This window comes from Acinetobacter sp. NCu2D-2, assembly GCF_001647675.1.
GTDB lineage: Bacteria > Pseudomonadota > Gammaproteobacteria > Pseudomonadales > Moraxellaceae > Acinetobacter.
The window spans coordinates 1217574-1230025 of sequence record NZ_CP015594.1; the positions used below are offsets into that span (position 1 = coordinate 1217574).

Sequence of the window (12452 nt, forward strand, 5' to 3'; positions counted from 1 at the left end):
AGTTATAAAAAAGACCTCCAAATTAGAGGTCTTTTTTACGACTTATTTTTATTAATTTAGCTTAAGAATGAGGATGCTGAATAATATTAAGTATTTCTTGTGCCATGAGTTTAGTTAATGCATCTAATCGTTGCTGCGCTGTGCCATTGATGAGGTAGCGAAACGGATAAAAACGATTATGATAGTTGATACAAATAAAAAAAGTTCCTTCAGGCTTTTCAGCCGTAGCACTTCCTCCAGGCTTTAGTAGACCTGTACAAGCGACAACCAAATCTGCATCTTTAAAAAGTACCTTGCCGCGTTCAGCCATCGCCTGTGTGACTTCTGCTGATTCAGGTGTGTATTGCTCAATGAGTGTTTGAGGAATATGAAGAATTTGTTGCTTAATATTAGCATCATAACTGACTAAACCACCAAGTAAAATTTCAGCACCACTATTTTTATAGATTGAGATCTGATTGCACAAATAACCTGAGCTGGCACTCTCAATGAACGCGATTTTAAGGGTTAATTGTTCTAATTCAGCACAGCACTGTTTAATAATTGACATATATTGCTATTATTTACAAGTTTGTATGAAAAACATACTCTAAGATAAGTAAATAAAATTCAAAATACAATCCGTGTTTAAGTTTGTATGCGTCATGAATTGTTTGTCTAAACACTGATCAGTTTCAGAAATTAAAGGTTTTCACACCGCGCAATAAATGGTAAAAATAAAAATAAAGTGCATAACGAAAGTGGGTTAAATGAATGAAAACTACAGTTAAATATGTTGTCCTTAAAAGTTTAGATTACCAACTAGGAACGCCTTTATATCAAGAAGAAATTGAAGCAGATGGTCAGTATTTTGATCAAATCCCGAGTACATTTGAGTATCAAAATTTAAAACTTAAAGTCAAAAGTAAAGAGTTAAAACGAATCTATCTGGCTGAGGAAAATGAAGACACCCAAACGATTATTGTCAAAGTTGTTGTGATCTAAGGCCAGTATGTCAGCATCAAAGGCTAGCGCTTAGTCTTTGATGTGTGATATTTAAACTTATTTTGCAATAATGTTTATTTATGTAAAAATAGAGGATTAAAACTGGAAAATTAACTGGAACATTATTATTTTGTCGGTGTTTTATTTAGTAGCACCATATTTATGAATATTTTAAAATTTTTAAATGGTTTTAATACCACTTCTACCTATTTAGTTATCTCTCTTGTAGTTCTTATATTTTTAGTCGCTTATTTCTACTTTATAAATCCAGTTTAAATATCAAATGTTGATTGATTAAATTGATCTTATTTGCCTCTATTAAAATGAGTGAATATTTACGTTAAATATGTTTTAAATGTTACTGAGTGGATGCTATTTCAGTAGCTTAGCGATATCTAGATTACATTGAATTATGTTGTAACAGTAGATCAGATGAAAACAATAAAAATAGGTTTAGGATGTTCATTCGAACTAGAGGAGTACGAACATGTCTAATCAAGAACGTAATCAACAGGGTATTCCAAACCAACAGCAACAAGACCAACAGAATTTAAATCAAAGACAACAGAATCAACAAGATCAACAGCAGCAACAACAACCCAACCATCAAGGTCAGAGAGACCAAAACCAGAGCCAACATCAACGTGATCAACAGGATCAGCAAAACCAACAACGCTAATAATTAAAAAAAGCCCTCAATCGAGGGCTTTTTTATCGTCTAAATTTAGGGTCTGTTGACATTTGTTGCTTAAAAAAATAGCGAGGTAGTAAAATTAAATCGCCAAACCCAATTTTACTCTCGCTATGCCTCGTACAATGCTGAATGATCAACACTGGTCTAAGTTACTTTCTATTTTCCGAAATTTTGATATCTATTTCAAATCTAATTTGAGAAATTTTGTCGAAGCCATACTTTATAGAATAAGAACAGGCTGTCCTTGGCGTGATTTGCCTAAAGAATTTGGTTCGTATAACTCAATATTTAAAAAATATAATCGTTGGTGTAAAAATGATAAGCTAATGAAAGTATTTAAATTAATTTCTTCAAATGCTGATATGGAATGGGTTTTTATTGACGGTAGTCATGTTCGGGCACACCAACATTCTGCTGGAATAAAAGATCAGGATATTTCTAAAAGCATTGGTGGAAATAGTTCTAAAATACACTTAGCTGTTGATGCAGATGGCAATCCAATTGAAATTATTATCTCCGATGGAACGACGCATGACGTCAAGATTGCTCCAAAAATGATTGAAAAACTGGATTTGAGTGAAACGGAAGTATGTTGTGCAGACAAGGGATATGACTCTGAATCATTAAGGGAACAAATATCTGCGAAAAAAACTAAAGCTAATATTCCAAGAAAATCAAATACACAGTCAAATAATGACCATATGGATTGGTATTTATATAAAATCAGGCACTTAGTTGAGAATGCATTTTGTAGGTTAAAGCAGTTCAGAGGAATAGCAACACGATATGATAAGCTAAAGTGTAGCTATGAGGGTGCAGTTGCATTAGCTTGTGTATTTATTTGGCTACCTTTATCGGGTAAATTCTATACTTGAAATGTCAACAGACCCTAATTTAAGAAAGAATAAAAGGGATAATGTAGATAGATAAAGGCAATATAATAAATGCTTACATTTAAATAAATTGACTTCAATGTTGCATCTTGCGAATCAGACCAAACTCGGTGGATTTTATTTTTTCTACTATTCCATTGTTGGTACCTTCATGCCATTTTGGAATTTGTACCTCGAGGATCAAGGTTTTAACTATCAAGAGATTGGGCTGCTTTCCTCCTTAGCCATCATTACTCGTTTTTTTGCACCATTTATCTGGGGCTGGATTGCTGATAAATCTGGCAAACGCATGTTATTAGTCCGCATTGCAACATGGGTCGAAGCATTTATTTGGCTGATCATTTTTGTTATTCCCAATGACTTCCAATCCATTGCATTACTGATGTTGATTTTTAGCTTTTTCCAAAATGCAATATTGGCACAGTTCGAAGGGGTCACACTGTTTTGGCTCGGTGATGAGCGCGAAAGACTATATGGCAAAGTACGTAAATGGGGCTCCATTGGCTTTATTGTTGGGGTATTTGCCATTGGTGCCATTTTAGATGTGGTAGACATTCAATATTTACCTGTCATGTTACTGAGTATTGCTGTCCTGACATTTATTTGGTCGTTTAGTATTAAAGAGCCTACAGGTGCGCCGACATCACAAAAAAATCTAGAATCGATTTTCCCCATTCTTAAACGTCCAGTTGTCGCTGCATTTTTTGCTATTGAACTGATTTTATTATTTTCACATGCGCCGTTTTATAGTTTTTACAGCAATTATTTACATCAAGTTGGATATAGCACCACAGAAATTGGGATGCTATGGTCTGTCGGGGTAATTGCTGAAATTATCATGTTTGCCTATGCAGCAAGTTTACTACAGCATTATAGCTGGCGCGGGTTGGTGAGTCTTTGTTTGATTTTAACCGCGATGCGTTGGTGTATGGTGGGACTGTTTGCGCACTCATTTATATTACAATTTTTAGCACAAACGGTGCATGCCTTTAGTTTTGGTCTATTTCATATGATTGCGATGCGCATTATTTTCCAAAATTTTAGTGCAGGGCAACAAGGGCGAGGGCAAGCCTTGTATAGCACCATGTGGGGCTTAGGCGTGGCAATGGGTAGTATATTGGCAGGACAGTATTGGGATATTCTGGGGGACAGAGTATCTTTATATTGGCTGGTCTAGCCTGTTTAATGGGACTTGTATTCGTCCATAAACTGCCACATAAAATAGCCAATACAGTCTAATTTAAAAAGCCCTTAATCACTTAAGGGCTGTTGATATTAGATTTTAATTTCTTGATAGCGCCACCACCACGGCTGTGCTTGTTCTAGTTGTACTGCGAGTTGCAATAACACATCCTCACGGGCAAAAGGCGCGATAAACTGCGAACCTAAAGGTAAACCTGCTTTATTCCAATATAAAGGAACTGACATAGCGGGTAGGCCAGTAATGTTGGCAAGCTGTGTAAAGGGTACCCATTTCAGATTTTCCCGAATCATCTGCTCAACTAACTTACCTTCTGCCAAAATATGCGCTTTGCCAAGTTTTAGTAAGCCTTTAAGGATGGGCTTTTGCCAACTTGGGGTTTTGACTTCACCATTTTTAGGTGCAACGGATGCAGTGGCAGGCAATAAAAATAAATCGTATTGGCTGAAAAAGGTATTCATTTGGGCAACATAGGTTCCCCATTGTTCAAGAGTATGTAAATACTGAGTGGCTGTAGTCCGTGCACCAAAGGCTTCAATTGCTAAAGAATCGAGTTCAAAGTCAGCGTCAGTGACTTTGACCGTTTTACGAATTTGATCCATAGCGTAAGTAAACTGACTAAACCACGTCACAATAAAATCTTTGGCAAGGCTCATACCATCAATTGCGGGCTTGGCTTCAACCACATCATGTCCTAGCTGTGTCAGTAACTTCGCCGTATGTAAGACCGCAGCTTTTGCATCCTCAGAAATTTTGGTGTCAATGGGTGACTCTATACAAAAACCAATACGTAATTTCTTCGGCGGTCTTTGAATGGTTTTTAAGTAACTTTCATGTGGTGCAGGGATTTTAAATAATGAATGAGCATCTTCACCCTGTGTGGCATCGAGCATTGCAGCACTGTCACGCACCGATTTGGTTAACACATGTTGCATGGCTGCGCCGTGCATAGCCTCACTGGTGTGTGGTCCCCATGGTGTACGTCCTCGACTAGGTTTTAAACCAAATAAACCACAGTAAGAAGCCGGAATACGAATTGAGCCACCACCATCACTGGCACCGGCTAAAGGGACAATTCCTGCAGCAACGGCTGATGCAGAGCCGCCTGAGGAGCCACCACTATTATGTTTGAGGTTCCAAGGGTTTTTACACGTGCCCCAAGCATCGGGTTCGGTAATGCCTTTAATGCCAAACTCAGGCGTATTGGTACGACCAAAGGTGATAATGCCTGCATTGTTCCAGCGATGCACAATTTCAGAGGTGGTTTCTGCTATATAGCCTAAGCGTTTAAATGCTTTACAACCATAAGTCGAAGGATATCCTTCATACTCTTGATATAAATCTTTGACTAAAAAGGGTACACCTGCAAAAGGACCAGTTAAATGAGTTTTTGCACGTGTTTCCGCATAATCCTGCATGGAAATAGTAATGCAGTTCAAAGTTTTAGTTTGTTCCGCACGTGCTAATGCGACTTGCAGCAATTCTTTTGCTGAAACTTGCTTCTTTGCCACAAGTTCCGCAAGTCCTAGACCATCATATTGTAAATATTCTTTTAATTGCATCGCTGATCCTTAGCGTAAGATAAGCCTTATTTGTATATAAAACCTGTTTAAGAAGCAAGCACGACCTGGTTACGCCCAAGGTGTTTCGCCTTATAAAGTGCTTTATCTGCTTGATTGATTAAAACCTGTAGATCTTGGGTTTGTGGTGCTTCACGATGCAAAATGCCCAAGCTGACTGTAATGTGTAATGGCTTTCCAGTAGCTTGGTAAATTGGTGTTTTTTCAACGATATCACGTATCCGCTCAGCAATATATTGTGCTTCTCCAGGATCAATATCCCAAAGCAAGATGACAAATTCTTCACCACCAATGCGTGCAAACAAATCATTCGAGCGTAAATTAACTCGCACTAACTCAACAAATTGTTGTAAAACCTGATCACCCATATGATGACCATATTGGTCATTCAAGCGTTTAAAATGATCGATATCGAGCATAATCACTGAAAACGATAATTTTTTTGCTTGCTTCAGCCGATTTTCACCTTCCTGAAAAAAGTAATGCCGGTTCATCGTACGGGTGAGGCTGTCATGATTCGCCAAATATAAAATACGTTTAAATAATTCATTTCTATTTTGACTAATAATGCAAAGAATTAGAGGGGAGAGCGCCAACATAAATAGTCCAATACGAATGGAAATAAATGTTGCAGAATCGATCCCAGTCATTTGGTCAAGATAATACTGCGTTAAGCTGTGATAACTCATAAGTACAACAAACGCATTTAACAGGGTGACCGTAAACAATCGATAGGTTAAAGCAACCCATATTAATGCAGCTAAAGGATAAAGGAGCGAGCCTGGCCCGACAAACATATGCGTAAGGATGACACAGGGCAAAATGCTGAATATGGGTAAGTAGTATGTCGCTTTATGTCTACGCTGACGGCGATTTTTAAAATAATGTCGTATTTCTTTTTGTCGTGGAAATGCCAGGACTAAAGGCAAGACGAGAATGTAATTCACCATTTCGCCAGTCCACCACATGGCAAAATCATGCCATAGGTTGGCTTTCGTCATAAATGAGCCAGATACATTGGGCAATGTAAATACTGCAAAAGCGGCACTGGCTAAACAGCCTGCAAAAGCAAAAATTCCAAATAAATGAATAAAAGTAAAACCTGTATTGTAGTATTTATAGTTGATGTTAAAAAAACGTATAAAAAACAAAGATACAATAACACTAATTAAGTTGGATAAAGTCAAAAAAAGTGACAAGGTGAAATAACTGCCCGTCAATAGGTCGGCAAACATATAGCCACTGAATGCGCCGAGCCAACCACCTTTTAGATTTAAATTTGGAAAACGTAGAAAAACAGCAAGTAAAGCAGCATTTGCCGGCCAAAGAAATGCCAGATGCTCGATTGGACGAGTCGCTATACCAAATAGACTGCAGATGAGCACCAAAAAAGAAATCAGCAAATATGCATGTGTCTCAGGGTCAATTTGCAGCTTTTTAATTTCTGCTAATCGCAAGTGTTTATCCTTAAAATAAATATCTATAAAAACCGCGGTTTCTATGCAGTATTTTTGTTTTAATCTTACTTGTTAGTTTCTGAAATATTTAAAGAAACGATTTAAGTACAAAATATATACAATAAAGTTTTAAAAAGAAATGGTTTAGAACGTATTTCAGATGAAAGTATGAAAGGAATAATGAATGACTTGAATCAATCCGATACATCGTTTAAAACTATGTTAAATTCATAAAAACTTTTTTATTGATCGCTAAAATATGAAAAGAATAGGTTTGTCTTTACTCTGTATATTAAGTTCATCTTTTGTGTTGGCTACAGATCAAAAAAATACGGTTAAGGCGGATGTACCCAATACCTTTAAAGTAGTGACACGTCCTGAAATTACCGGGTTGTGGGGCATGCAAATTAAGCCAAATAATCAATGTATTGAGTACTACAATTTTAAAGCGAATAACAGTGTAATTATTAAGAGTGGCGAAGAATGGTCATCAGGTATCTATAACTATCAACCTGTATCGGATCCAACCCAAGAAATCCCAGCATTAGTATTACAAGTTAAATATGACAACAATGAAAAAGACTGCTCTGGAAATCAGGAAGACCAAACAGGGGAAATCAGTCAATATTTCGTCAAATGGAAAAATCCAACCACGATTGATTTTTGTGTGAATGAAAAAGGCGAACAGTGTTTTGCCACGCTAAAGCGTGTTTTACCTTAAGTATTCCAATAAAAAACCGCTGATCATCAGCGGTTTTTATATAAAGAAAAATTAAGATTTTTCTTCAGCACCTTCAAGTTGCTTTAACAAATGTGTTTCAAGATAATGGATATCCATTGCTTGTGCACAGAAGTTTTCATCTTGAAGAATAAGATCTTTATGAAGTGGAATATTGGTTTTGATTCCTGTCAAAATGATCTCATCTAATGCTTGTTTCATACGGGCAATAGACGTTTCACGATCTTTACCATGTGCAATAAGTTTTGCAATCATAGAGTCGTAATACGGTGGAATGCTATAACCTGGATAAATATGTGAATCTAAACGAATACCTGCACCGCCTGGGGCGTAGAAGCTTTCAATCTTACCCGGTGATGGCATAAATGTTGAAGGATCTTCAGCATTGATACGACATTCGATCGCGTGACCATGTAACTTAATATCGTCTTGTTCGATATTCAGACCTAGACCTGCTGCAACACGAAGCTGTTGTTCAATAATATCAACGCCTGTTACCATTTCAGTTACAGGGTGTTCAACTTGAACACGTGTATTCATTTCAATAAAGAAGAATTCACCATCTTCAAATAAGAATTCGAAAGTACCCGCACCGCGGTATTGCATCATCTTACATGCATTCACGCAGGCTTCTAAAATATCTGCACGCGCTTTTTCAGGTAGGTTTGGAGCTGGTGCTTCTTCAAGCACTTTTTGATGGCGGCGCTGTAATGAACAGTCACGATCGTACAAGTGAATTGCATGACCATTACCATCACCTAAAATTTGCACTTCAACGTGGCGTGGTTTTTGGAGGAAACGTTCCATATACACGGTGTCGTCGCCGAACCACATTTCAGCATCACGTTGTGCTGCTTGAACAGATTCAAGTAGGGTATCGAGGCGTTCAACAATACGCATACCACGACCACCACCACCAGAAGCTGCTTTCACGATTAATGGGAAGCCAATTTGTTTTGCTTCAGCCACCGCATTGTTGGTTGTCACTGCATGAGCAGAACCTGGAACTGTAGGAACACCTGCCTTACGCATCGCGGTAATAGCAGAAACTTTGTTCCCCATTAGTCGAATATGTTCAGGACGTGGACCAATAAAGATAAAGCCAGAGTTTTCGACAATTTCAGCAAATTCAGCATTTTCTGATAGGAAACCATAACCAGGGTGAATGGCATCCGCCCCTGTGATTTCTGCCGCTGTGATAATGGCTGGAATATTCAAATAGCTATCGCTACTTGCACCCGGACCAATACATACCGCTTCATCGCAGAAGCGTAAATGCATGAGATCTTTGTCTGCATCTGAGTAGACACCAACGGTCTTAATACCCAAAGTTTTGCAAGCACGGGTAATGCGTAATGCAATCTCACCGCGGTTTGCAATTAAAACTTTTTGCAACATTTTAAATCCCCGAGGTGATTAGGCGCGGTAGCGGAAAAGTGGTTGACCAAATTGAATCACTTCGCCGTTTTTCACTAAAATTTCTTCAATCACGCCGCTTTGAGTTGCTTCAATCGGGTTCATGATTTTCATTGCTTCGATAATACCGAGGGTTTCACCTGCCGCAACAGTTTGACCAACTTTAACAAAATTTGCTTCGCCTGGACTTGGTGCTGCATAGAACACACCAACCATCGGAGATTTTTCCACAGCACCACGTGGTGATTTTGCTGCAGGGACATCAGCAGCTGGTGCAGGCATTGCAGGAACAGCTGCTGCAACAACTGGATTACGACGAGTTAATGCAATCGATTGATCGCCTTCTTTAACTTCGATCGCCTGTAAGTCAGATTCAATCATCAAATCGATGAGTTTCTTGATTTTACGGATATCCATGAGACAGTATTCCTAATTAAGATTGCTTAGAAGATTGAATTTTTTCAATGACGTAGTCGAGTGCGGCTACATAACCTTTTGCACCTAAACCACAGATCACACCAATCGCTTTATCGGACAAATACGAGTGATGACGAAATGCTTCGCGTGCATGTACATTGGATAAATGCACTTCGATAAATGGAATTGCTACGCCAAGTAGAGCATCACGTACAGCAACAGAGGTATGTGTTAATGCTGCTGGATTAATAATGATGTATTCAACGCCATCTTTTTGTGCTTGGTGGATACGGTCTACAACCGCACCTTCCCAATTACTTTGGAACGTATCAAGAGAAATTTGGGCTTGATTCGCCTGAGAGACAAGCTGCTGATTGATATCATCTAGAGTTAGGTGACCATAAACTTCCGGTTCTCGCTGTCCTAGCAAATTAAGATTCGGTCCATGAATGACCAAAATGGTCGAACTCATTCAGCATGCTCCAATAAGAAATTGTTAATGAAACTTTGCAAGATGCTTGCAAAGTTTGATCATTATTGCACAAAAATCGAGGTTTTTTCGAAAATTTCTTATAAGTGGTTAAGAAATTAACTGCAAAATGTGGACACTATAATGAAAAACTTGCAGCGATTTAGCAATGTTAAAAAATGACATTTCTTCTAATTTGCATTGTTTATGTATTGTAAGCAGGATTGGCAAAAAGGTTTAATCGCATTTTTGTAACTAAAGAAATGAAACGAACCTAAAACATCCTAACTGTTTTTATTTTGATCAGATTAGCACGACAATTTGTCTTTGAATAATATATTTTTGTCAGTTCGTCACAAATTTTACAATGCTTAAAAAAATTGAAATACAGATAAAATAAAGATAAGGATATGCTTTCATTTAAATTAAATATTTGAAAATAAAATATATTCTATAAATTATGAAATACTGGTGAATCTAATTCTGGTTCTAAAATACTTACTTTGTTCTTGTGAGCAATTTCATGAGTTCCAGACAATTTTATTTATTTTGTATTTAAGAACTTAATTTTTATTTAAGCCAACTCAATGTTCATTTTATTTCACTTCATACAAAACAATTTAACGGGTCAATGTTTTATAGGTGGCATAAGCTGTTGAAATTTTGAAGTAGCAATAGACTAAGACCACCAGTAACGTAGGATATGAAAGAAGATCGGTGCAGAAAAACAAATAGAATCTATACGATCTAACATTCCACCATGTCCTTGTATCATTTGTCCCCAATCTTTGACCCCGCGGTCGCGTTTGATTGCTGACATGACTAAGCCACCAAAAAAACCAAAAATACAAATGACTAATCCAATACCTGCAGCTTGAAGATAGTTAAAAGGTGTCAGCCATGACATTGCCACACCGAGTAGCGTCGCAAGTAATATACCGCCTAAAAGTCCTTCAATCGTTTTAGAGGGAGAAAGCCGAGGTGCGACTTTGTGTTTGCCAAATAATTTACCGCAGACATACTGCAATACGTCTGAGGCTTGCACCACCATAATGAGCCAAATCGCCAACCAAATTTTTTCACCCTCAAAGCCAGGTAATTTGAGATTGAGTAATGCGGGAACGTGCGAAATACAGAACACGCTAACCATTAAACCCCATTGGATTTTTGACGAACGCTCAAGAAAACGCATCGTGTCTTCAGTTTTTAAGCTGGCAATGGGTAGCAATAAAAATACATAAAGGGGAATAAAGATTGAATACAACCCGTACCAATCTATATAGACCAAATAATATTGATAAGGAATAACAAAATAAAAAGCGATCAGAAGTGGGAGATAATCTCCCATCCGTGTAGGCAATAAACTGATAAATTCTCTGAGAGCAAAGAGCGAAATCAGCCCAAACAAAATAATAAAAGCTGCCTTACCTAAGAAAATGGCAATCCCCAAGACAATCAGCATCACCCACCAAGCATTAATTCGGGCAACGAGATTTTCCACGACAGGTGAAGGCTGAACTTTGTGTTTGCGGCGGATAATAGATGCAATCGTTGAGGCAATAATCAGAATGACCGCAAATATAGCAAACAGTAGAAAAGTGGATTGATGATTGGTCATCTTATAAATACTCCACTTCTTTTAATGCCAAAAGTTGTTTTCTAGCCAACTCTAAAAATAATGCTTTATCCATATCTTGGGAAACGGCTAAGGGTTGCCCAAAACTAACTGTTGATAATAGAGGAAGAGGAATAAGTGCGCCTTTAGGCATGACTCTTTTTAAATTTGAAATCCAAACAGGTATAATTTCGACATGAGGATGATTTTGATATAAATGATACAGCCCACTTTTAAAAGCTAAGAGTTCAATATCATCATCAAGGTTGCGTGTTCCTTCTGGGAAAAAAATGATGGAATCACCAGATTGAAGTACATCTTTGACACTTTGTAGCGGGTCTTGTGTATCTGTTCGCGTGCGCTGAATGGTAATTCCTGAAAAGGTGTCTTCAATTAGAAAACGGCGAAAACCATCTTTAAGCCAATAGTCAGAAGCTGCGACAGGACGTGTTCGACGACGCAGTGGTGTTGGGAGAGAAGACCACAATAAAATAAAGTCGATGTGACTATTATGATTGGCATAATAAATACGTTGTTTGAGTTCTGGTTGACAGCCAAACCATAAGCTACGTGCACCGGTTAACAGTCGCGCACTACGACGAATCGTAAAAGAAATAAAAGCAGCGAGAGATTGAAATAAAAAGCGTGGTTTATATGCCATAGGAACGCTGCTCGTGTGAATTAAATTTGAATTGTTTTAGATCGTATTTTTATAAGTGCAGACACTGAGTATGAGTAATACATACTGTATCATATTCAGCATAATTTGGATTTTAAATAATCGCAAGCAACCCTTTAAACGTAGTGTCCAATCCCGATTCTGCTTATCTGAGGATAATAATTTGAGTGTAGTCAGGGTTTGGTCTAATTCTTGTGTAAATTGCGGGAGCTGATTTGCTTCTTCTGGTATGTGTTGTAAGAGATTGAAATCAAAATATAAGCGAATAAAGATGTATTGATGTAGTAACATGATTAAAACAGAAACAA

General features: G+C 37.7%; 12 protein-coding genes and 1 pseudogene. 5 read left to right on the forward strand and 8 right to left on the reverse strand.

Annotated features, from left to right (window positions below; genetic code table 11):
* Window positions 1-61: 61 nt before the first annotated feature.
* Window positions 62-550 (reverse strand): CinA family protein, encoded by a 489-nt coding sequence (locus A3K93_RS05725; RefSeq protein ID WP_067729742.1) that lies wholly within the window; start codon window positions 548-550, stop codon window positions 62-64.
* A 203-nt stretch (window positions 551-753) separates the two neighbouring features.
* Between A3K93_RS05725 and A3K93_RS05730 the strand changes: the two genes are divergently transcribed.
* The 4 genes and pseudogenes from A3K93_RS05730 (at window position 754) to A3K93_RS05745 (ending at window position 3810) form a co-directional block, all read left to right on the forward strand.
* The gene (locus tag A3K93_RS05730; RefSeq protein ID WP_067729744.1) at window positions 754-984 is read left to right on the forward strand and encodes a hypothetical protein; all 231 of its coding nucleotides are present in this window, start codon (window positions 754-756) and stop codon (window positions 982-984) included.
* A 487-nt stretch (window positions 985-1471) separates the two neighbouring features.
* A complete protein-coding gene (locus A3K93_RS05735) occupies window positions 1472-1663 on the forward strand; it encodes a hypothetical protein (protein ID WP_067729746.1) in 192 nt (63 codons plus the stop codon).
* A 125-nt stretch (window positions 1664-1788) separates the two neighbouring features.
* On the forward strand, window positions 1789-2553 hold the full coding sequence (locus A3K93_RS05740; protein WP_067727941.1) for an IS5 family transposase: 765 nt from the start codon (window positions 1789-1791) through the stop codon (window positions 2551-2553).
* Window positions 2554-2650: 97 nt separating this feature from the next.
* Window positions 2651-3810: pseudogene (locus A3K93_RS05745) on the forward strand (MFS transporter).
* 36 nt (window positions 3811-3846) lie between these two features.
* On the opposite strand, the gene A3K93_RS05750 reads toward A3K93_RS05745, so the two are convergent.
* Window positions 3847-5334 carry an amidase gene (locus A3K93_RS05750; RefSeq protein ID WP_067729748.1) on the reverse strand — a complete coding sequence of 496 codons (1488 nt, stop codon included), beginning with the start codon at window positions 5332-5334 and terminating at the stop codon, window positions 3847-3849.
* Between the two features lie 47 nt (window positions 5335-5381).
* Window positions 5382-6809 (reverse strand): GGDEF domain-containing protein, encoded by a 1428-nt coding sequence (locus tag A3K93_RS05755; RefSeq protein ID WP_067729750.1) that lies wholly within the window; start codon window positions 6807-6809, stop codon window positions 5382-5384.
* Between the two features lie 259 nt (window positions 6810-7068).
* On the opposite strand from A3K93_RS05755, the gene A3K93_RS05760 reads away from it, so the two are divergent.
* A complete protein-coding gene (locus A3K93_RS05760; protein WP_067729752.1) occupies window positions 7069-7530 on the forward strand; it encodes a hypothetical protein in 462 nt (153 codons plus the stop codon).
* 51 nt (window positions 7531-7581) lie between these two features.
* On the opposite strand, the gene accC is transcribed toward A3K93_RS05760, so the two are convergent.
* From accC to A3K93_RS05785, 5 genes are all read right to left on the reverse strand, one after another.
* On the reverse strand, window positions 7582-8946 hold the full coding sequence (accC, locus tag A3K93_RS05765) for an acetyl-CoA carboxylase biotin carboxylase subunit (protein WP_067729754.1): 1365 nt from the start codon (window positions 8944-8946) through the stop codon (window positions 7582-7584).
* Window positions 8947-8964: 18 nt separating this feature from the next.
* A complete protein-coding gene (gene accB / locus A3K93_RS05770; RefSeq protein ID WP_067729756.1) occupies window positions 8965-9381 on the reverse strand; it encodes an acetyl-CoA carboxylase biotin carboxyl carrier protein in 417 nt (138 codons plus the stop codon).
* A gap of 16 nt (window positions 9382-9397) precedes the next feature.
* Complete coding sequence (gene aroQ, locus A3K93_RS05775) at window positions 9398-9853, reverse strand: type II 3-dehydroquinate dehydratase (protein WP_067729758.1); 456 nt, start codon at window positions 9851-9853, stop codon at window positions 9398-9400.
* A 676-nt stretch (window positions 9854-10529) separates the two neighbouring features.
* Window positions 10530-11468 carry a phosphatidate cytidylyltransferase gene (locus tag A3K93_RS05780; RefSeq protein ID WP_067729760.1) on the reverse strand — a complete coding sequence of 313 codons (939 nt, stop codon included), beginning with the start codon at window positions 11466-11468 and terminating at the stop codon, window positions 10530-10532.
* Between the two features lies 1 nt (window position 11469).
* On the reverse strand, window positions 11470-12126 hold the full coding sequence (locus tag A3K93_RS05785; protein WP_067729762.1) for a lysophospholipid acyltransferase family protein: 657 nt from the start codon (window positions 12124-12126) through the stop codon (window positions 11470-11472).
* Window positions 12127-12452 lie beyond the last annotated feature (326 nt).

Coding starts and splice junctions, on each gene's coding strand:
- A3K93_RS05725 (WP_067729742.1), bottom strand. CDS start 550: ATGTCAATTATTAAACAGTGCTGTGCTGAATTAGAACAATTAACCCTT.
- A3K93_RS05730 (WP_067729744.1), top strand. CDS start 754: ATGAAAACTACAGTTAAATATGTTGTCCTTAAAAGTTTAGATTACCAA.
- A3K93_RS05735 (WP_067729746.1), top strand. CDS start 1,472: ATGTCTAATCAAGAACGTAATCAACAGGGTATTCCAAACCAACAGCAA.
- A3K93_RS05740 (WP_067727941.1), top strand. CDS start 1,789: ATGCCTCGTACAATGCTGAATGATCAACACTGGTCTAAGTTACTTTCT.
- A3K93_RS05750 (WP_067729748.1), bottom strand. CDS start 5,334: ATGCAATTAAAAGAATATTTACAATATGATGGTCTAGGACTTGCGGAA.
- A3K93_RS05760 (WP_067729752.1), top strand. CDS start 7,069: ATGAAAAGAATAGGTTTGTCTTTACTCTGTATATTAAGTTCATCTTTT.
- accC (WP_067729754.1), bottom strand. CDS start 8,946: ATGTTGCAAAAAGTTTTAATTGCAAACCGCGGTGAGATTGCATTACGC.
- accB (WP_067729756.1), bottom strand. CDS start 9,381: ATGGATATCCGTAAAATCAAGAAACTCATCGATTTGATGATTGAATCT.
- aroQ (WP_067729758.1), bottom strand. CDS start 9,853: ATGAGTTCGACCATTTTGGTCATTCATGGACCGAATCTTAATTTGCTA.
- A3K93_RS05780 (WP_067729760.1), bottom strand. CDS start 11,468: ATGACCAATCATCAATCCACTTTTCTACTGTTTGCTATATTTGCGGTC.
- A3K93_RS05785 (WP_067729762.1), bottom strand. CDS start 12,126: ATGGCATATAAACCACGCTTTTTATTTCAATCTCTCGCTGCTTTTATT.